The organism is Oceanimonas doudoroffii (genome assembly GCF_002242685.1).
Classification (GTDB): Bacteria; Pseudomonadota; Gammaproteobacteria; order Enterobacterales; family Aeromonadaceae; genus Oceanimonas; species Oceanimonas doudoroffii.
Window position 1 is genome coordinate 24,711 of the sequence record NZ_NBIM01000009.1, and the last position, 20,606, is coordinate 45,316.

The 20,606-nt window shown below is 60.6% G+C and carries 20 protein-coding genes; 13 read left to right on the plus strand and 7 right to left on the minus strand.

The annotated features are described in order from the left end of the window. Window positions 1-16: 16 nt before the first annotated feature. The 13 genes from B6S08_RS16640 (at window position 17) to B6S08_RS16700 (ending at window position 12,504) form a co-directional block, all read left to right on the plus strand. Window positions 17-1,621 carry a BCCT family transporter gene (locus tag B6S08_RS16640; protein ID WP_094201938.1) on the plus strand — a complete coding sequence of 535 codons (1,605 nt, stop codon included), beginning with the start codon at window positions 17-19 and terminating at the stop codon, window positions 1,619-1,621. Further along, entirely contained in the window at window positions 1,605-3,614 is a 2,010-nt protein-coding gene (locus tag B6S08_RS16645; protein ID WP_094201939.1) for a CocE/NonD family hydrolase, read from the plus strand. The genes B6S08_RS16640 and B6S08_RS16645 overlap by 17 nt, the downstream gene beginning before the upstream one ends. A gap of 27 nt (window positions 3,615-3,641) precedes the next feature. After that, on the plus strand, window positions 3,642-4,586 hold the full coding sequence (locus B6S08_RS16650; protein ID WP_094201940.1) for a LysR substrate-binding domain-containing protein: 945 nt from the start codon (window positions 3,642-3,644) through the stop codon (window positions 4,584-4,586). 233 nt (window positions 4,587-4,819) lie between these two features. Next, the gene (locus tag B6S08_RS16655) at window positions 4,820-5,578 is read left to right on the plus strand and encodes an amino acid ABC transporter substrate-binding protein (protein WP_094201941.1); all 759 of its coding nucleotides are present in this window, start codon (window positions 4,820-4,822) and stop codon (window positions 5,576-5,578) included. Between the two features lie 4 nt (window positions 5,579-5,582). Continuing rightward, window positions 5,583-6,248, plus strand: coding sequence for an amino acid ABC transporter permease (locus B6S08_RS16660; protein ID WP_094201942.1), 666 nt, complete (start codon window positions 5,583-5,585; stop codon window positions 6,246-6,248). Window positions 6,249-6,258: 10 nt separating this feature from the next. Continuing rightward, on the plus strand, window positions 6,259-6,999 hold the full coding sequence (locus tag B6S08_RS16665; RefSeq protein WP_094201943.1) for an amino acid ABC transporter ATP-binding protein: 741 nt from the start codon (window positions 6,259-6,261) through the stop codon (window positions 6,997-6,999). A 261-nt stretch (window positions 7,000-7,260) separates the two neighbouring features. After that, the gene (gene rpmH / locus B6S08_RS16670) at window positions 7,261-7,395 is read left to right on the plus strand and encodes a 50S ribosomal protein L34 (RefSeq protein WP_014290886.1); all 135 of its coding nucleotides are present in this window, start codon (window positions 7,261-7,263) and stop codon (window positions 7,393-7,395) included. Then, window positions 7,395-7,757: a ribonuclease P protein component gene (gene rnpA / locus B6S08_RS16675; protein ID WP_094201944.1), complete on the plus strand. Its 363-nt coding sequence runs from the start codon at window positions 7,395-7,397 to the stop codon at window positions 7,755-7,757. The genes rpmH and rnpA overlap by 1 nt, the downstream gene beginning before the upstream one ends. Beyond that, window positions 7,718-7,963, plus strand: coding sequence for a membrane protein insertion efficiency factor YidD (gene yidD, locus B6S08_RS16680; protein ID WP_094201945.1), 246 nt, complete (start codon window positions 7,718-7,720; stop codon window positions 7,961-7,963). Before rnpA ends, yidD begins: the two co-directional genes overlap by 40 nt. Window positions 7,964-7,967: 4 nt before the next feature. After that, a complete protein-coding gene (yidC, locus tag B6S08_RS16685) occupies window positions 7,968-9,629 on the plus strand; it encodes a membrane protein insertase YidC (protein WP_094201946.1) in 1,662 nt (553 codons plus the stop codon). Between the two features lie 118 nt (window positions 9,630-9,747). Beyond that, a complete protein-coding gene (gene mnmE / locus B6S08_RS16690; RefSeq protein WP_094201947.1) occupies window positions 9,748-11,109 on the plus strand; it encodes a tRNA uridine-5-carboxymethylaminomethyl(34) synthesis GTPase MnmE in 1,362 nt (453 codons plus the stop codon). Window positions 11,110-11,197: 88 nt separating this feature from the next. Beyond that, complete coding sequence (locus B6S08_RS16695; RefSeq protein WP_094201948.1) at window positions 11,198-12,088, plus strand: DMT family transporter; 891 nt, start codon at window positions 11,198-11,200, stop codon at window positions 12,086-12,088. Window positions 12,089-12,144: 56 nt separating this feature from the next. After that, window positions 12,145-12,504, plus strand: coding sequence for a DnaJ family domain-containing protein (locus tag B6S08_RS16700; protein WP_094201949.1), 360 nt, complete (start codon window positions 12,145-12,147; stop codon window positions 12,502-12,504). A 50-nt stretch (window positions 12,505-12,554) separates the two neighbouring features. On the opposite strand, the gene B6S08_RS16705 is transcribed toward B6S08_RS16700, so the two are convergent. The 7 genes from B6S08_RS16705 to B6S08_RS16735 form a co-directional block, all read right to left on the minus strand. Then, window positions 12,555-14,492 (minus strand): monovalent cation:proton antiporter-2 (CPA2) family protein, encoded by a 1,938-nt coding sequence (locus B6S08_RS16705; RefSeq protein ID WP_094201950.1) that lies wholly within the window; start codon window positions 14,490-14,492, stop codon window positions 12,555-12,557. Further along, window positions 14,492-15,103: an NAD(P)H-dependent oxidoreductase gene (locus B6S08_RS16710; protein ID WP_094201951.1), complete on the minus strand. Its 612-nt coding sequence runs from the start codon at window positions 15,101-15,103 to the stop codon at window positions 14,492-14,494. The genes B6S08_RS16705 and B6S08_RS16710 overlap by 1 nt, the downstream gene beginning before the upstream one ends. 30 nt (window positions 15,104-15,133) lie before the next feature. Beyond that, window positions 15,134-15,835, minus strand: coding sequence for a hypothetical protein (locus B6S08_RS16715; protein ID WP_094201952.1), 702 nt, complete (start codon window positions 15,833-15,835; stop codon window positions 15,134-15,136). Window positions 15,836-15,952: 117 nt separating this feature from the next. Beyond that, the gene (locus B6S08_RS16720; protein ID WP_094201953.1) at window positions 15,953-18,238 is read right to left on the minus strand and encodes a xanthine dehydrogenase family protein molybdopterin-binding subunit; all 2,286 of its coding nucleotides are present in this window, start codon (window positions 18,236-18,238) and stop codon (window positions 15,953-15,955) included. 3 nt (window positions 18,239-18,241) lie between these two features. Continuing rightward, window positions 18,242-18,733 carry a (2Fe-2S)-binding protein gene (locus B6S08_RS16725; RefSeq protein WP_094201954.1) on the minus strand — a complete coding sequence of 164 codons (492 nt, stop codon included), beginning with the start codon at window positions 18,731-18,733 and terminating at the stop codon, window positions 18,242-18,244. Then, window positions 18,726-19,442, minus strand: coding sequence for a nucleotidyltransferase family protein (locus B6S08_RS16730; RefSeq protein ID WP_094201955.1), 717 nt, complete (start codon window positions 19,440-19,442; stop codon window positions 18,726-18,728). Before B6S08_RS16730 ends, B6S08_RS16725 begins: the two co-directional genes overlap by 8 nt. A 2-nt stretch (window positions 19,443-19,444) precedes the next feature. Next, window positions 19,445-20,461 (minus strand): XdhC family protein, encoded by a 1,017-nt coding sequence (locus tag B6S08_RS16735; protein WP_094201956.1) that lies wholly within the window; start codon window positions 20,459-20,461, stop codon window positions 19,445-19,447. Between the last annotated feature and the right edge of the window lie 145 nt (window positions 20,462-20,606).

A 20,606-nucleotide genomic window follows, 5' to 3' on the forward strand; every position in this document is an offset into this window, starting at 1 on the left:
CATGGAGTGATTCTTTATGCTATTGACCAATATACGGCCTTTGGTGTTCTGGCCGACCTTTTTGCTGCTGCTGGGTGCCCTGCTCGCCAGCTATCTCAACCTCGATGGCTTTCTCGCCACCACCAAGACACTCAACGGCGCCATTCTCGATAACTTCTCCTGGCTGTTCAGCCTGGGCAGCCTCTACCTGCTGGTGCTGGCGGTGCTGGTGTATTGCTCGCCCCTGGGCCGGGTTCGTATCGGTGGCGACCAGGCCGAGCCGCTGCTGAGCCGCTGGCGCTGGTTCTCCATTACCCTGTGCACCACCCTGGCGGTGGGCGTGCTGTTCTGGACCACGGCCGAGCCCCTGTATCACCTGTTCGGTCCGCCCGAAAGCGCCGGGCTGGAAGCCGGCTCACCCGAGGCGGCGCGCTTTGCCATGGCCACCATGTTCCTGCACTGGTCCTTTACCCCCTACGCCATCTACACCATTCCTTCCCTGGTGTTCGCCCTGGCCTTCTATAACCAGCGCAAGCGCTTTTCCATCGGCAGCATGCTGGAGCCGGTGCTGGGGCCGCGGCTGACCCGCCGCCTTGGCAGCCTGATCGACGCCATCGCCCTCTACGCCCTGGTGGCCGGCATGGCTTCGTCCCTGGGTACCGGCGCCCTCACCCTGGCCGGCGGCGCCGGTCAGTATCTGGGCGGCGACACCAGCCCGTTTCGACTGGGCGTGGTGATTGCGCTGATCGTGGCCACCTTTGTGTTCTCCGCCGCCAGCGGCCTGAAAAAGGGCATCGCCCGCATGTCGGCGCTCAACGCCTGGCTGCTGCTGCTGCTCGGGGTGTTCATGTTCTGCTTTGGCCCCAGCGCCTTTATGGTCGCCCTGGGCACCGAGTCCCTGGGCCTGTATCTGGACACCTTCTTCTCCCGCAGCCTGTTTACCGGCGCCGCCGCCGGCGACCCCTGGCCCCAGTGGTGGAGCATCTTCTACTGGGCGGTGTGGTTCGCCTGGGCGCCGGTCACCGCCCTGTTCCTCGGCAAAATCGCCCGGGGCTACACGGTGCGCGAGTTTATTCGCATCAACCTGGTGTATCCGGCGCTGTTCGCCATCGTCTGGATCTGCATTTTCTCCGGCACCGCCATTTATCTCGATCTGCACCAGGCCGCCGGCCTCAACGCAGTGCTCAATAACGACGGCGTGGAGCACGTGCTCTACCACATTTTTGAGCAGCTGCCGGGCAGCCAGCTGATGATAGTGCTGCTGCTGTTTATCGCCTTTGTGTCCTACGTTACCGCCGCCGATTCCAACACCGACGCCATTGGCGGCCTGTGCACTCGCGGCCTGACCGCCGACAGTCAGCAGGACAGCAATATCGGTATCAAGGTGCTATGGGGCTCGGTGATCGGCACCGTGTCCTGGGTGATGGTGTCCTTTGTGGGCATCGACGGCGTCAAGATGCTGTCCAACCTGGGCGGCCTGCCCGCCTTGTTCATCATTCTGCTGGCCAGCGGCTCGTTGTGGCACTGGCTGTCCAACCCGGCGCTGGTTACTCACGCCGCACACCCCGGCGCCGCCGGCGGACGCAACACCACACATTCATCCCCCCCTGAAGGAGTTCCGGCAAATGCACATCAGGCATGAATTTCCCCATCGCGTACGCGAGATCGAACACACCCTGATTCCGCTGAAGGACGGCACTCAGCTGGCGGCCCGCATCTGGCTGCCGGAAGACGCGGAGCAGAACCCGGTGCCCGCCATTCTCGAGTACCTGCCCTACCGCAAGCTCGACGGCACCGCGGTGCGCGACGCCCTCACCCATCCCTACCTGGCGGGTCACGGCTATGCCTGCGTGCGGGTGGACATTCGCGGCAACGGCGAGTCCGACGGCCTGATGCTGGATGAATACCTTCAACAGGAGCAGGACGACGCCCTGGAGGTGATCGACTGGATCAGCCGCCAGCCCTGGTGCAGCGGCAAGCTGGGCATGATGGGTATCTCCTGGGGCGGCTTTAACAGCCTGCAGCTGGCGGCGCGCCGGCCCGCGCCGCTGAAGGCCATTATCACCCTCTGTTCCACCGACGACCGCTATGCCGACGACGTGCACTTCAAGGGTGGCAACCTGCTGCTGGAAAACCTGGGCTGGGCCGCCACCATGCTGAGTTTTTCCGCCGCCGTGCCCGACCCGCGGCTGGTGGGTGACGACTGGCTGGAACGCTGGAAATACCGGCTGGAGAACATGCCGCTGATGGCCCATCCCTGGATCGAGCACGGCACCCGGGACGCCTACTGGCAGCACGGCTCCGTCTGTGAAAACTATGCCGACATCGAGGCCGCGGTATACTGCATCGGCGGCTGGGGCGATGCCTACCGCAACACTCCGGTGCGCATGATGGAACAGCTGACCTGCCCGAAAAAGGCGCTGATAGGTCCCTGGATCCACAAGTATCCCCACTTCGCCATTCCCGATCCGGCCATCGGCTTTTTGCAGGAGGCACTGCGCTGGTGGGATCACTGGCTCAAGGACATCGACACCGGCATCATGGACGAGCCCGAGTGCACCTTTTACCTGCAGGAGGCACAGCCGCCGGTGGCCATGGCCGCCCATCGCGCCGGTGACTGGGTGCAGACCGAGGGCTGGCCCGCCTCCCAGGTTCGCGACAGAACCTTCAGCCTGGCCGACGGCGGCCTGCGCGAGGGTGAGTACTCGCTGACGGAGCCCACCTCCATTTGCTCGCCGCTGACCACGGGCGTACACGGCGGCGAATATTGTGCCATCTGGTTTGGCCCGGACTTTCCCACCGACCAGCGCCGGGACGACGCCCAATCGCTGTGCTTTGACAGCGCACCGCTCGCCGAGCCGCTGCCGCTGCTGGGCAACCCCAGGGTGCGCCTGACCGGCGCCGTGGATCAGGACTGCGGACAGGTCACGGTACGCCTCTGCGACGTCGCCCCCGACGGCCGCGCCACCCTGGTAAGCTACGGCACCCTCAATCTGAGCCTGCGCCATGACCGCGCCGAAGTCACGCCGCCGGTGCCGGGCGAAAACATGGCTTTTGAGGTGGTGCTCGACAACATGGGTTACAAGGTGCCCGCCGGTCACCGGCTGCGGCTGGCCATTTCCACCGCCCACTTTCCGCTGCTGTGGCCCAGCCGCAAGCTGACCACCCTGACCCTGGCTCCCGGCGCCCAGCAACTGCTGCTGCCGGTCTTTGAGGGCAAGGCCATCGACAACCCGTTTCAGCCGCCCGAGTCGGCCCAACCGGTCAACATGGACTACCTGCGCGAACCCGCCCCCAAACGCACCATTACCGAGGACGTAGCGTCCGGCGAGGTGTGCCTGCGGGTGGACGACGACATGGGCACCTACCGCTTCCTTGACCACGGCTTTTGGGTAGAGCAAAAGGCCACCGAGGAGTACCGCACTCGGCCTTATGATCCCGACGCCACTCAGGCCGACATTCACTGGCTGTACCGGGCCGGCCGGGACGATTGGCAGGTGCGAGTGGAAAGCCGGCTGAGCATGACCGGAGACGAACACCACTACTACCTGACCGCCCATCAGCAGGCCTGGCTCAATGACCAGCCCTTTAACGATAAAAGCTGGGAATATCGCATTCCGCGCCGAGCTCAGTAGTCATGACGGACGGGCAGGGGTAGAGTAATGACTGTTACCGACAGCCTTGCCCGCACCGCCATGTCCCAGAAAATCTCGCCACTGCCGCCCCTCAACTGCCTGCAGGCCTTTGAGGCGGCGGCACGCCGCCGCAGCTTTACGCAGGCCGCCACCGAACTCAACCTGACTCAGAGCGCCGTCAGCCGGCAGATCAAACGGCTGGAGGAGTGTCTGGGCCGGCCGCTGTTTACTCGGGATGCCCTGAGTGTGACGCTGACCCCGGCGGGCGAGCGTTATTTTGAACTGGTGCAGGGGCTGCTGCGGGAACTGGCCAGCGGCACCGCCGAGCTCACCCGGCGCCAGGGCAGCCTGCAGCTGACCCTGGCATCCAGCCCCACCGTTGCTTCCATGTGGCTGACCCGCCGGCTGCCCGAGCTAAAGCGGGCCTGTCCGCAACTGGACATTCGCATTCTGACCGCAGAAGACCCGCGCCGGCTCGATCCCAGCGAGTTCGATCTGGCGCTGTATTATCTGCTGCCCGGCGAGCGGGAACCGGAAGGCGTACGCATTCGGCCGGTATTTGGCCCGGAGCGGGTGATCGCCCTGTGCAGCAAGGCTTATCTGCAACAAAACGGCCCCATTACCGACCCGGCCCAGATGCTGAAACAACACACCCTGCTGGAGCTGGAAGATCACTACCACGACTGGCTCACCTGGCGGGACTGGTTTGCCGGCATTGAGCAGCCCTGGCAGGCGCCGGCCCATACCTTCAAGGCCAACAGCTATCTGCTGCTGATGCAGGCGGCCCTGGCCGGTCAGGGCATTACGCTTGGGTGGGAGCGGTTACTGGAGCCTTATCTGAGCGAGGGCGCTTTGGTGCAGGCCCTGCCCGAGAGCATGCCCAGCCGGGGTTACCTGTGCCTGCTGGAGCCCAGCCATCGCCACGCTTCGGTGGCCGCGCGCCAGTTTATACGCTGGCTGCTGCCGGAGTGAGCCCTTGCTTCTCCGGTTCGCCACATCGTCACACTCATGGAAAAAGGATTCTCATGAATCTTTTGTTGAGGATTTTTCGGCCGAGTGGCGCCACCGCCTCCCCTTTTCAGGTTGATAACTTGTAAGATACTGGTGTCATGGCCCCGGCTGGTATAAAAAGGCCACCGTCATTTATGCTGTAATGATGCCGGACGTGGCCGTTTTCGTCCGGGTTCATAATAAGGAGAGTTACCATGTTCGCATCCATTCGTCGTCTGGGCACCGCCCTGGCCCTGTCCGCTACCCTTATCGCCCCCGCCATGGCCGCCGATCCGGTCAAGGTGGGCATGTCTGGCCGCTATTTTCCCTTTACCTTCGTCAAGCAAGACGAGCTGCAGGGCTTTGAAGTGGATGTATGGAACGAGATTGGCAAGCGCATCGAGCGGGATGTGGAGTTTGTAACCACCAACTTCTCCGGCCTGTTCGGCATGCTCGACACCGGCCGCATCGACACCATTTCCAACCAGATCTCCATTACTCCAGAGCGGCTGGAAAAATACGACTTCGCCGAACCCTATGTGTATGACGGCGCGCAGATAGTGGTTCGTCAGGGCAACGACAGCATTCAGGGCCTGGAGGATCTCAAGGGCAAGAAAGTGGCCGTCAACCTGGGCTCCAACTTTGAGCAGCTGATGCGCAAGCACGACACCAATAACGAGATCGACATCATCACCTACGAAACCAACCTGGAACAGGACGTGGCCCTGGGCCGGATTGACGCCTTTGTGATGGACCGGGTGGGTTCCGCCCAGCTGATCAACGAGGCAGGCCTGCCGCTGCAACTGGCCGGCAAGCCCTTTGAAACCATTGAAAACGCCTTTCCCTTTGTGAAAAACCCCGAACAGCAGGCACTGCTGGCCGAGGTGAACAAGGCGCTGGCCGACATGCGTGCCGACGGCACCCTTCAGGCCATTTCCGAGAAGTGGCTGAACGCCGACATTACCAGCAAGTAACCTCATGCAGTTCGATATCGACTACACCCTGGCGCTGTTTCCAATCCTGTTCAAATATTTGGGCACGACCATGGAAATGGCGCTGCTGGGCTTTGTGCTCGCCCTGATCATCGCCGGCACCCTGGCGGTGATCAGAACCTTTGAACTGCCGGGGCTGAACGCCCTGGCACGGCTGTTTATCTCGTTTTTCCGCGGTACACCGCTGCTGGTGCAGCTGTTCCTGCTGTATTACGGCCTGCCCCAGATCATGCCCATTTTCATCGGCATGAACGCCTTTACCGCCGCCGTCATCGGCCTGACCCTGCACTTTGCCGCCTACATGGCCGAGTCGATTCGCGCCGCCATTCTGGGCATTCACAAAAGTCAGATGGAAGCGGCCATGAGCATCGGCATGACCCGGGGCCAGGCCATGCAGCGCATTATTCTGCCCCAGGCGGCGCGCATCGCCACGCCTTCGCTGATGAACTACTTCATCGACATGATCAAGAGCACCTCGCTGGCCTTTACCCTTGGGGTGGCCGAGATCATGGCCACGGCCCAGAAGGAAGCCTCAAGCAGCTTCAAGTTCTTTGAGTCCTTTATTGCGGTGGCACTGATCTACTGGGCGGTGGTGGTGTTCTTTACCCACCTTCAGGGCCGGCTGGAGCGCCGCCTGAACGCGGCTTACTGACCGAGGCAACATGATCAAGTTACGCAACCTGACCAAGGTCTATCACGGCCAGACGGTACTGAACGACATCAGCCTGGACATCAATAAGGGTGAAATCGTGGTGATCCTGGGGCCTTCGGGCACCGGCAAGTCCACCCTGCTACGCTGCCTCAACCTGCTGGAAACCCCGGAAGCGGGCAGCCTGGAGATAGACGGCTTTGCCATCGATCTGGCCAGGCACAACGGCAAACAGGCCATTGAGCTGCGCAAGCGCACCTCCTTTGTGTTTCAGAACTATGCCCTGTTCGCCAACAAGACCGCCCGGGACAACATCGCCGAGGGGCTTATCACCGTATGGAAAAAGCCCAAGGCCGAGGCCCAGGCGGAGGCCCTGCGCATACTTGGCGACATCGGCCTGGAAGACAAGGCCGGCGCCTATCCCTCCTCCCTGTCCGGCGGTCAGCAGCAAAGGGTGGGCATTGGCCGGGCCATGGCCAGCCACGCCAAGGTCATGCTGTTTGACGAACCCACCTCGGCGCTGGATCCGGAATGGGTGGACGAGGTGCTGGGGCTGATGAAAAAGCTGGCGCTGGCGCACCAGACCATGGTGGTGGTCACCCATGAAATCGGCTTTGCCCGGGACGTGGCCGACCGGGTCATCTTTATGGATGGCGGCCGCATCGTGGAGCAGGGCCCACCGGCCGAGCTGCTGACCAACCCGCAGGATCCGCGCACTCGCGCCTTTCTGCGCAAGGTGCTGCCCGCCGGCTGAGACGATCGCCGGGCTTGGCAGACACCTGTTGCCAACGGCGCCGGTGTGGGTATAATTCATGCCCCGCGATCCTCACGGATCCGGGATCGATCCGGCCAGCCATGCATGCAAAGGCGCCGGCTCGGTATTCAATGCCATGTCGATTGACGACGCGCACTTAACTGTTTAGAATTCGGCCTCTTTTATGGGTCGTCTTGGTTGGTGCAGCGCGCCTTTCGCCACGGCGGTCAAACTGTACAGTTAACTGAAGCGGTAATAACAATGAAACGCACTTTTCAACCTTCAAATCTGAAGCGTAAGCGCAGCCACGGTTTCCGTGCTCGTATGGCCACCAAAAACGGTCGTAAAGTACTGGCTGCCCGTCGCGCCAAAGGTCGTGCCCGTCTGAGCGCCTAATGGCCCGGCACGCCTTTTCACGGGAGTTACGTCTGTTAACTCCCGCTCAATTCAAAAACGTCTTCGACAACCCCGTCAGAGCCGCCTCCCCCCACCTTACCCTGCTGGCCAAACCCAACGGTCTGGAACATCCCCGACTCGGTCTTGCCGTGCCCAAAAAAGCACTCAAGCGCGCCGTGTGGCGTAACCGGGTAAAGCGGGTGGCGCGTGAATCATTTCGCCTGAAGCAGCACAAGCTGCCCTCGGTCGACATTGTGGTGATCGCCAAGAAAGGTATCGGAGACGTGCCCAACGACGAACTGTTCGAGTTGATGGAAAGGCTATGGCGCACCCTCTCTCGCCGTTGCAAAGACTCGGCATAGGCCTGGTACGGCTTTATCAGCTGGTTATCAGCCCCCTGCTCGGTCCCAGGTGCCGCTTTACCCCCACCTGCTCTCAATACGCCATTGAAGCCATTCAACTCCACGGTTTTGCAAAAGGCGGTTGGTTAACTATCAAACGTCTATTAAAATGCCACCCTTTAGGTCCAAGCGGCCACGATCCGGTCCCGACAAAGCGAAGAAACTGACACTATGGAATCCCAACGCAACATACTTGTTATTGCGCTGCTGCTGGTGAGCTTTCTCATCTGGCAACAGTGGCAGACGGATAAGGCGCCCCAGCCAGAGACGGCGCAGCAAAGCACCCAAACCAGCACGGGCGATGACAGCTTTATTCCCGAGTCGGACCAGGCCGGTGGCGAAGTGCCTACCGACGCCCCCGTGACCGCCAGCCGCCAGCTGGTGACCCTGATCTCCGACACCCTGGAACTGACCATCGACACTCAGGGCGGCGACATTGTGCGCGCCGAGCTGCTGGAACATGACGACGAGCTCAACTCCGACGACAAGTTCGTGCTGCTGAGCAATGGCGCCAACTTCGTCAACGTGGCACAAAGTGGCCTTATCGGTCGCGACGGTCCCGATGCCAGCGCCGACGGCCGCCCGGTCTACCAGGCCGAGCAGGGTGAATTCCGTCTGGCCGAGGGCGAAGACCGCCTGAGCGTGCCGCTGACCTTCACCAACGAGGCCGGCGTTACCTTCACCAAAACCTTTACCCTGGAGCGCGGTCGCTACGTAGTGGGTGTTAACTACGACATTCGCAACCAAAGCGACAAGCCGGTACAGGCTCAGCTCTACGCCCAGCTCAAGCAGAGCGAGAGCAAGCCCGGTGACGATGGCGGCAGCATGCTGATGGCGTCTGCCTACCGCGGCCCGGCCTACTCCACCAGCGAAACCCGCTACAGCAAATACGACTTCCAGGACGTGCGTGAAGCCAACCTGAACCAGACCACCGAAGGCGGCTGGATCGGCATGCTGCAGCACTACTTCGTGTCTGCCTGGGTGGCTCCGGAAAACGGCGAAAACCAGCTGTATACCCGCTTCCTGAACAACCAGGGCCAGGGCATTATCGGCTTCAAGGCCCCGGTCACCACGGTGGCAGCAGGCGCCGAGCAGAGCCTGTCTGCCAAGCTGTGGCTGGGTCCCAAGCTGCAGGATGAGATGGCCGAAGTGGCCCCCAACCTGGATCTGACCGTGGACTACGGCTGGCTGTGGTTCATCGCCCAGCCGCTGTTCAAGCTGCTGCAGATCCTGCAGGGCTTTGTGGTCAACTGGGGTCTGGCCATCGTGCTCACCACCTTTGTGGTGCGTGGCATCATGTATCCGCTGACCAAGGCCCAGTACACCTCCATGGCCAAGATGCGCATGCTGCAGCCCAAGCTGATGGCCCTGCGCGAGCGCTATGGCGACGACCGCCAGAAGATGTCTCAGGGCATGATGGAGCTGTACAAGAAGGAAAAGGTCAACCCGCTCGGCGGCTGTCTGCCCATCCTCATTCAGATGCCCATCTTCATCTCCCTGTACTGGGTTCTGATGGAGTCTGTTGAGCTGCGTCACGCCCCCTTCATGCTGTGGATTGACGATCTGTCGGTGCGCGATCCCTACTTCGTGCTGCCCATTCTGATGGGTGCCAGCATGTATGTGATTCAGAAGATGAGCCCGACCACCATCACCGACCCGATGCAGCAGAAGGTGATGCAGTTTATGCCCATCATCTTTACCTTCTTCTTCCTGTGGTTCCCCGCCGGCCTGACCCTGTACTGGCTGGTGAGCAACGTGGTCACCATCTCCCAGCAGTGGTATATCTTCCGCCAGCTGGAAAAGAAGGGCCTGCACAGCAAGGCCACGTCCTGAGGCGGCTGGCCTGAGTGACGATAACGCAATACACTGGGCGGCCTGAGGGCCGCCTTTTTTATTGGCGGACATCACCGCCATACTGAACCGAACAGCTTATTCCGGAGTAACAGAACCCATGTCCAACGACACCATAGTCGCTCAGGCCACCGCCCCCGGACGCGGCGGCGTCGGCATTATTCGCGTTTCCGGCCCCCAAGCCGAGGCCGTGGCTCAGGCCGTGCTGGGCCGAGTGCCCAGAGTGCGCTATGCCGACTACCTGCCGTTCAGGGACGAACAGGGCACTGTGCTGGATCAGGGCATCGCCCTGCTGTTCAAGGGCCCCAACAGCTTTACCGGCGAAGACGTGCTGGAGCTGCAGGGCCACGGCGGCCCCGTGGTGCTGGACATGCTGGTGCGCCGCATTCTCACCCTGCCCGGCCTGCGCCCGGCCCGGGCCGGCGAGTTCAGCGAGCGCGCCTTTCTCAACGACAAACTGGATCTGGCCCAGGCCGAGGCCATTGCCGATCTGATTGAGGCGTCCAGCGAGCAGGCCGCCCGCTCGGCGCTGCAGTCGCTGCAGGGGGAGTTTTCCACTCGAGTGCACGGCCTGGTGGAAGCGCTTACTCACCTGCGCATCTATGTGGAAGCGGCCATCGACTTTCCCGACGAGGAAGTGGACTTTCTCTCCGATGGCAAAATCGCCGGCGAGCTGTACGGAATCATGGACCGGCTGACCGAGGTGCAGCGGGAAGCCCGTCAGGGCGCCATTATGCGCGAGGGCATGAAGGTGGTGATCGCCGGCCGGCCCAACGCCGGCAAGTCCAGCCTGCTCAACGCCCTGGCCGGCAAGGAATCGGCCATTGTGACCGACATTGCCGGCACCACCCGGGACGTGTTGCGGGAATACATTCACCTCGACGGCATGCCCCTGCATATTATCGACACCGCCGGCCTGCGCGAGGCCAGCGATGCGGTGGAGCGCATCGGCATCGAGCGGGCCTGGGCCGAAATCGAGCAGGCCGACCGCATTCTGTTTATGGTGGACGGCACCACCACGGCGGCGCTGCACCCGAAAGACATCTGGCCCGACTTTATCGACCGGCTGCCGGCCCATATTGGCCTGACCGTGGTGCGCAACAAGGCCGACCTGACCGGCGAGGCACTGACCGTGAGCAGCGACGGCGAACACCCGGTATACCCCATCTCCGCCCGCACCGGCGAAGGGGTGGAAGCACTCAAAGAGCATCTCAAGGCCTGCATGGGCTTTCAGGGCGGCGGCGAAGGCGGCTTCAGCGCCCGCCAGCGCCACCTGGACGCCCTGCACCATGCCGATCAGCACCTGATCATGGCGAAAGAGCAGCTGGAGGTGTACATGGCCGGCGAACTGGTGGCGGAAGAACTGCGCCTGGCCCAGGAACAACTCAGCCAGATCACCGGCGAATTCACCTCCGATGATCTGCTGGGCAGGATTTTCTCAAGCTTTTGTATCGGCAAGTGAAACCGTCAATTCGCTGGCCGGCCGATGGCTGAAGGGCACGCTCGGCATCCCCCCGAAGCGTATTTCCACTCAAGGAGGAGCGGCACAAATGGAGAACATGCGCGGCAGCCTGTTTATGGTGATGGCGATGGCGGCCTTTGCGGTCGAGGACATGTTCATCAAGGCGGCGGCTACCGAGGCGGCCATTGGGGTGGTGCTCACCCTGTTAGGCCTGGGCGGCACCCTGATCTTTATGATGCTGACATGGCGAAGCGGAAGCTCGGTTCTGACCCGAGCCATGTGGTCCCGCGCCATCCTGATCCGCTCCGTCTGTGAAATGACCGGGCGTGTGTGCTTTGCCCTTGCCATCGCCCTGACCCCGCTTTCCAGCGCGTCGGCCATACTGCAGGCGTCTCCCCTGGTGGTAATTCTGGGCGCGGCGGTCATTTTTGGCGAACGGGTTGGCATGCAGCGCTGGCTGGCCATTGCCGTCGGGTTTGCCGGTGTCCTGATGATCATTCGGCCGGGACTGGAGGGTTTTAACCCTGCCTCTCTGTTTGCCGTCATCAGTACCCTGGGGTTTGCGGGCCGGGATCTGGCCACCCGGGCCGCACCACCCGCCTTGTCCAACTTTCAGCTGGGTGTATGCGGTTTTCTGGTGCTGATCCCCTCGGGCATTTTACTTCAGCTTGTCAACGGACAGGCCTTGGCGCTCGACGGCTGGAAGATGGCTCCTGCCACGGCGGCCCAGGTGCTGGCCGCCGTCCTGTTCGGTGTGGCGGCCTACAACGCCCTGACCATTGCCATGCGCACCGGAGAGATCTCCGTGGTCACCCCATTTCGTTATACCCGCCTGCTGTTTGCCCTGGTGCTGGGCATGCTGGTATTTCACGAGCAGCCGGATGTGATGACGGTGCTCGGCAGCGTACTGATTGTGGGCAGCGGCGCCTACACCCTGCTGCAGAGCCGGCGCCTGGTGGCCGTGTCGCCTTCCCGCTAACCCTCTTGCCGGCGAAGGTAGTATTGGTATGGGGCGGGCATGAGTACGGAGGAATCATGTGGTTAATTGACCAGCTGGCCGAGCAGGCCATCAACCAGGCGCGCAAGGAAGGCCAGTTTGACGATTTGCCCGGTGCCGGTCGGCCCCAGCAGCTGGAAGACGACAGCCTGGTGCCCGAGCACCTGCGCGCCGGTTACCGGCTACTGAAAAACGCCGGCTACCTGCCGCCGGAACTGGAAGCTCGCAAGGAATATCTGCGCCTGCAGGATCTGCTGGCCACGACCGAAAATCACGCCGAACGCGTGCAACTGGAGCGCACCCTGCGCCGGCTGGAACTGACCCTGGGCGAGCGCTTTCGGCAACTTTCGGCGCCAGGACAACACCAACTGGCTGGTCGGTTGGGCCAAAAAGACTGAGCCAATAGTGCATGGCGATGGCCTCCCTGTCCGGCATGCATGACGTCGTATCACTGTTCAGAGGCTGTCTTGTCCGCCTCTTTAAGCACTTGATCATAGCCTTTGGGCGGCGGTGCCCAGCCGCGCTCATCATGTGCATGATTATCCGCCCGATCGCGCTCCATTGCCTGCCTCAGCGACACTTCCAGTTCCAGGAACAATTGCCGGTAGTTGGTCAAATGCCGCCCTTCCCCTGCGGTGGCTTTCCAGTCCTGATACATGGTGCCCTGAATACCATCCTCCATGCTGTGGAAGATGAACTTCTTTTGCTCAACCCGGAACGGATGCAGGCCCAGACGCGTTAACGCTTCGCCCCCCAGGGCCAGTGCCGAATGATAGGTCTCCTTGACTACATGATCCGCCCCCGCTTCCTGCAACTCATAAAGATGACCACGGTCATGGGCGCGGGCAAGTACCGTCAGCCCGGGATGATCACGCTTCACATGCCTGACCAGCTCTACCGCGCGCACCTTGTCATCAATGGCCACAACGAAGAGTGCACATTGCTCTATGCCGGCGGCATGTAGCAGCTCCGGCTGGGTCGCATCACCGAAATAGCTTTTCACACCAATTTTGCGCAGGTTTTCGACTTGTCCGGCCTCATGATCCAGCACCGTGGTCTTGATGCCATTGGCCACCAGCAACCGATTCACAATCTGGCCAAACCGTCCAACACCGGCAATAAGCACATTTCCCTGCTCGTCGATTCGGTCGGCTTCCCGCGTATTGCTGGCAACGGTGAAACGGGGCAGCAGCACCTTCTCATACGCGATAAAGAGTGCAGGAGAAAGGAACATGGAGATGGCCACCACCAGCGCCACCAGTTGGGCCACTTCGGCAGGAATAACATGATTCTGCAGGCTGAAACTGAGCAATACAAAGCCAAACTCGCCTGCCTGAGCCAGGCTCAGGGCCAACAGCCAGCGGTCGCTCTTGGCGAGGCCAAAGGGAAGAGCCACCACATAGATAATGGCCGCCTTTATTGTCATCAGTCCTATCACGGCCGCAATCACCAGCATCCATTCTGCTGCCAACACGGTGAAGTCGATGCTGGCGCCAACCGTAATAAAGAACAATCCGAGCAGCAGCCCCTTAAAGGGCTCGATATTGGACTCCAGCTCATGGCGAAACTCGCTGTTGGCAAGCACCACACCGGCAAGAAAGGTTCCCAATGCCGGAGACAGCCCCACCAGGCTCATCAGTGCCGCGATACCAATGACCAGCATCAGGGCCGTTGCCGTAAATACTTCGCGCTGGCCCGACTGCACCACATACCGGAACAGCGGGCGGCTGAGAAAGTACCCTCCCAGAATAACGCCGGCAATGGCTCCCAGTACCGCCAGCGCATACAACCAGTTGGGCAGATGCTCAAGCGCACTGCCATGGGCGTGCTCGGCCGCCTGTTCCGCCACGGCCGCGCCCGTGGCCATTAACGCCGGCAATTCCAGCAAGGGCAGCAACGCCAGAATGGGAATGACCGCTATATCCTGAAACAGCAACACGGAAAACGCCCCCCGCCCGCCCTCGGTTCTGGCCAGCCCCTTTTCGTTCAGGGTCTGCAGCACAATGGCGGTGGAAGACAGTGACAGAATAACGCCGATGGCCGTGGCCAGGCGCCAATCCAGGCCCAGGACGAGCAGCCCCGCGGCCACGGCGACCGACGTCAGCCCAACCTGCAATCCGCCAAGCCCCAGCAGCCGGTTGCGCATAGACCACAGCACCTTCGGCTCCAGCTCCAGGCCAACCAGAAACAGCATCATGACCACCCCAAACTCGGCAAAATGCTGCAAGGTCTCGGTTTCTTCACCCACTAGCCCAATCACCGGGCCGATGATCACCCCGGCGATCAGATAACCCAGCACCGAGCCCATGCCCAGGCGCTTGGCAAGGGGCACGGTGATCACCGCCGCACACAGATAGATAAAGGCCTGAATGAAGTAAACCGTCATCACATATCCTCCGCGGACAGCGAGAGCACGTCGTTGAGAGAGGCGGCCGACTGCGCCTGGTTCAGATCCAGGGTGTTATCCCTCAGTGCGATAAGCAGCCGTTGCCAGCGTTCCAGATGCGGTTGAATCCTATTTTCGTCGCCGGCAGTGCGTGCACCATAGAGTACGAAGGGGGGCAAGTAATGCATGCCGCAAATGCGAGCGGTCTGCTCCAGAGGGCGCATTAACTCCCTCAGGCTGAAGTGGTTGAACCCCTCGGCGCAATAGGCATCGGCGTTCGCTCCGGCGGTGGTGACACTGAGAAAGATTTTGTCTTTCAGTGCGGTGCCGCCGGCGCCATAGGCAAACCCATATTCCAGCACCAGATCCTGCCATTCCTTGAGAATGGCCGGCGTGGAATACCAGTAGAGGGGATGCATAAAGATAACGATCTCATGCTGACGCAGGCGCTGCTGTTCCTTGTCGATATCGATGGCGAAGTTGGGGTACTCCGCGTAAAGATCGATAACAGAGACACCGTCAACCTGTCGTGCCGTTGCCAGCAGGGGAGCATTGGCCTCTGATCGATGAAGCGAAGGATGAGCAAACAGGATCAGAATATTACGCGGCATTCAATGCTCCCCTGCGAGGTTTCATATGCATCAGCCAGCGGGACAGGGCGCACCGCCATCAATCCATAGTGTCATGGCCTGGGCAAAATCCTGGTGGGAGCCGGGCGCCGGGATGCGATTCAGCCCGGGGTCCCACGACCACCGCACCAGGGGATCGTCCTGAACATGGTGCTCAAACTCCTTTTTAAAGGTCGCCATATCGGATCGACCGCCACGCATCGCCAGGAAGCTGTTTTTGGCCGGGTCGAGCCAGTTGTTGCAGAGTTCCGCCGGCGTGATGTCTTGCTCGATCACCATGGTGACGGGCGGCATATGCCAGACAAACCCGGGCATTAAATCATTCGCGGCGCCGGGAGGCATGCCCGCTTCTGTTCCGTTTTCGTCCCGGTGACAGCTTCGGCAGTTAACCGGCTGCAGATTGTCTGCCATGACAAATTTGCCATCCTGTGCGATCAGCCGAATGTTGTTGAGCGAGGTAATATTCATCGGGTGCGGAATACGTTGATCGCCCACCGTCGGCCGGTGTATGCCATCTTCCACCACACCATGACAATTGGCACAACGTGGGTGGGTGGCCACCTGGTAGAGATACTGGAATGCCCCTGCCGCCGATGGCGAGGCCATGTAATCCGAATAGGCGTCTGCCCTGGCATGCTGCGGTGCCAGCGCCACCACTGCCAGAAACAGAGAATTCAGTGATACCGATGTAAGAGCCTTCATTGTTGTCACCATTCCCTTTCATCACGTGTTACCGGTCATTGGCACAAGACCGTGGTAACCGATTCAGGCCAAAGGAAGTGTTCCACGCGCGATACGTGGAACACTTTCGCCTGGTTTGATCCGCCAGATTTATCCAACCGCCAGGGTATTCAGTACGTGGTTGGCCAGCATGGGCAGTTCGCGCAACCGAATGCCCACCGCCTGATAAACCGCGTTGCCAATCGCCGGTGCCACGCCAATGACACCGGGCTCACCCAGGCCGACCGGAAATTCATCGCTCTCGATGAATTCAATGTCCATCTCCGGCAGGTCGTTCATTCGCAACGGCAGATAGCTATGCAGGTTGGTCTTGCTGACCCGGCCATCCTGGTAGGCATTGTGCTCAAACAGGGCAAGGCTGGTACCCCAAAGCAATGAGCCCTCAATCTGCGCCAGGGCGCCATCGGGGTGGATCACAATGCCGGCGTCGACAACGGCCCAGAGTTTCTTGACGGTAATCTTTCCGGATTGGCGGTTCACATGAACATGCGCCGCCGTGGCAATCCAGGCCGGCATGGTACGTTCCTGGCCCGCGCTGACCGAAAAGCCGATGCCTTCATCCGCCTCCAGCTTGATATCTGCCACCTTGGCCTTCAGCTGTGCCAGGGTGTTGTGCAGGCGCTTTGCCCCACCGACACTTTCCGGCGCCTTGCCCGCCTGCTTGCCGGCGCCATCCAGCAACGCCAGACGGAACTCGGCCGGATCCTTGCCGAGTTCCACGGCGATTTCATCGATAAACGACTCCAGGCCCCAAACGATCCAGCCTTGGCCCACGGCGCGCAACCAGCCGGGGGTAAAGGTTTTTTGCGCCAGTTCATTGTTGATCGCGCGCGCACGGTGGTTGGCCATGCTGTACCAGTGATCGGCGCCCGAGGCGGAGAACATGTCGATCTTGCCTTTCTTGTCCACGCTGTCGGCCATAAATCCGGGCGCCATGGTCAGGGTGGGCCAGCCGGCGGCGAAGGCGTGCTCCAGGCCGGTGAAATTACCGTTATCATCAAAAGAAGCATGAAACAGTGAGGTAGATGCCGAACGGCTTTGATCAAACAGGGTGTCGTCTTCTCGCGTGAAGATAAGCTTGACCGGCTTGTCGATGGCCTTGGCGGTCAGCAGCGAGGGCACGATCCAGTCTCCGTACAAACGACGTCCAAAGCCCCCTCCCAGGTAGTACTGATGCATGATGACGTCGTCTTCGGAAACGCCGGCGGCCTTGGCAATGGTCGGCAGTGTCAGTGATTGCCACTGGTTCCCCGTATGCACATGCCACTTGCCGTCCCTGAATTCACTCAGGGCATTTAACGGCTCCAGCTGAAAGTGGCTGGCGGTGGCGGTGGTATAGAGGGCCTCTATGGTTTTGCCGGAGTCGGCCTGCGCCCTGGTGACATCACCCTCATCAACAAACAGCAGCCCCTGAGTGCGATCCCGCACCAGCCGCTCCCCTTCTTTCTGCAGGTCGGCTTCGCTGACAGTGGCGGTTTCGCCCGCCTTATAGTCCACCTTGATGGCATTGGCGGCCTTGATGGCCGAGGGAAAGTTATCCGCAATCACGGTCACCCAGCCCTCACAGGTCTTACTGGGGTCTTTCAGCACCTCATAGCCAAGGTATCCCTTGATGTCACGCGCTGCGCTGTCGTCCACCCTTTCAACCGTACTGCCATAGCGGGTGGGAGGAAGAATCGGGCGCGCATACACCATGCCTTCCACTTCCACATCGATGCCATACACGGCGGAACCATCGGTCTTGGACGGAATATCCAGCGCCCTGGAAGGCTTGCCTATCAAATGGCGCTTGTTGGAAGGCTTGATGGGCAGTTCGGCAATTTCCTCGGCGGTAAATACTCTGTTGAGCTCACCCCTGGTGACGATATCGCCATAACTGACGGACTGGTCACCATGAAAGACCTTGCCATCCCGGGCGTCACACTGCTCTGCACTCACACCCAGCAGTTTTGCGCCGGCGTCAATCAGTGCCAGCCGGCCGGCGGCACCGGCCTGAGACAGCGGCTTGTAGGAATGGAAGATGGACCAGGAGCCACCGGTCACCATATAGCCCCATTTGGGATCGGTATCCACATGCCTGATGGTTACCTTGTCCCAGTCACAGGCCAGCTCATCCGCCAGGATCCGCGCCAGCGCCGTGCCGATATGCTGCCCCATCTCTGCCTTGGCGATGTTAATCATCACATTGCCCTGGGCATCCATCTCAAACCAGATGGTAGGAGAAAACATTTTGTCAGACAGCGCTTCCTGCGCGCTCAGGGCAGAAGAAAAGATGGCCGGGGCAAACGCCATCATCACGGAGGCATGCACGGTGCCGATCAAAAAGCTGCGGCGTGACAGATCTATGGTGTCCTTCTTCGCTTTCAGGCTATTCATGGTTTAGGCCTCCTGATTGGGCGCGCTGGGGTCAAAGATATTCACGCCGGCCTGAGACTCGGTAGCGGCCCGCTGAATGGCCTTCTTGATCCGTACATACGCCATGCAGCGGCAGTAGTTGGTGCTCATGTGGTTCACAATGTCCTGCTCGGAAGGATTCGGGTTGGCTTCGAGCAAGGTGGCGGCTTGCATGATCTGGCCGGACTGGCAGTAACCACACTGGGGCACCTGCTCTTCTATCCAGGCTTGCTGCAGCGGATGGTTGTCCAGTGCTTCTATGGTAGTCACCGACTTGCCGGCCACCTGGCCAACCATATAAGAGCAGGAACGGTAGGCATTGCCGTCAATATGAACGGTACAGGCGCCGCACATGGCAACGCCGCAACCATATTTAGTGCCTTTGAGGTCAAATTCGTCCCGAATAACCCAAAGCAGCGGCGTATCAGCCTCGGCCTCGGTTCTGACCTGCCGGCCATTTAATGTGAACTCAATCATGATGGTAACTCTCTTTGTGGGAGCAGTGATGGAAGCTTGCTGATAATGGAGTGGTTGAATCCAAGCCGTTCCCTGACTCCGTCAGGCATGAATCATGGGAATGGCTCTGTATGGCGGCTTGATGCCAGGCAGCCAGCGCGTCTGGTGTATCGATATCCACGGCCGCGCTCGGCATGAGCACCGCCACCACCGCAGAGGGCGCGGATCTGAGCAGTTGCCGTGCGCCACTATCGCCGTTCAGGCGCATCAGGGTGTCAAAATGCGCACTGCCAAACAGTGCCGGTACGCCGCGGCAGGATTCGCCATAGGCCGCGCACAGCATGGCCCGGGGAGCAGCTTGTGAGGTGAGCGCCGCAAGGTTGGCGGGGGTCAGGTCAATTTGATCGGCCAGCATGACCAGAATGGCGTCATAGCCTGCCTGGATGGAAACCAGGTAGCGCACCCCGGCCGCGATGGAACTGCCCAGCCCCTGAGCCCAACCATGATGATAAATAAAGGACGAAGGCTCCCAGGACTCTTCAATGCGTGCCTTTTCGATCGCCTCATGCCAGGCGCCGGTCACCGTAAATACGTGTCCCGGCGTCACTTGCTGGGCGGTGTTGATGCTTCTTCTCAGCAGCGGCATTCCATTGACGGGGGCCAGCAGTTTGCAGCCGCCAAAGCGCGTGGAGCCACCGGCGGCCATGATCAGGGTGGCGATTCGCGACATGACTACAGCACTCCACTCAGTGATCGCGCGCTGCCACCGGCCAGTACCGCGTGGCACTCGGCCAGCATGGCCAGGGCGATGCTCTCGGGCAGCTCTCCACCAATGTCCAGACCGACCGGTCCTGCTAGGGGGATGTTGATATCGTCGATGGACAGCCCCGCCCATTCCAGCACCTGGTCCCGTCGATGCCTGGGCCCCAGCATGGCCAGGTAACGCAACGGCGTCTGATGCAACGCCCTGAGTGCCGCACCATCCAGACTGATGTTATGGGCCATCAATACCGCCGCATCCACGCGCCGGGCACTGACGAAGTGTGTGAGCGTATCGGCGGGAACACGCAGGATTTCGTGGGCCGACATAAAAAACTCGGCACGCGCATTGGCCGGCCTGGGGTCCCATATGCTGACACGCCAACCCAGTGTATGGGCCATGGCAGACACGGATCTGGCATCTAGGCCTCCGCCCACGATCAGCAGGTGAGGCTCTGGCACTATGGGGGTCTCAAGCCACTGCTCGTCTCCGTCACGAATCAGCCGGCCCTTGATATGAAAGGAGTTGCTGGAAACGGCCTCGCTGAGCAGAAAACGCCCTTCCACCCTGCCATTGGTCTCGGGAATGCGTTGGTAGTAGACCCCCCTTTGTCGTGCAGACAGCGCCTGATGCACCTGCTCCAGCCCCAGATAGTCATTGGCGGCGGTAACGGGCTGCAGCAACACATACACCACGCCGCCACAACCGATGCCAAGCTGAAAGGACAGATCGTCTTCATCATTGCCATCGTAGCGCAACGTCATGGCACTGCCGGTCTGCATCACCTTGCGGGCATGCAGCTGAATATCGCTTTCCAGGCAGCCACCGCTCAGCATACCCAGCTGTTGCCCCAGGCTGCTGAACAACATCATGGCGCCGGCCTTGCGGTAACTTGAGCCTTCCGTCTGGTAGACGGTGCCCAGCACCCATTCGGCCTGAGACCTTTGTGAATACCATTGTGCGAGCAGGGTGGACAGCTGGTTAGACATGGCGAGCCTTTCGACTAAGTTCGGGATTATGGTGCCTGAAGAATTAGTCTAGAAGGTTGGTAACAATATTCAACCAGTATACTTTTAGTAACCACTTAAACCATGGGTGTTCATTCGAGTAGAAAGTAAGTAAGCACAAACTCCC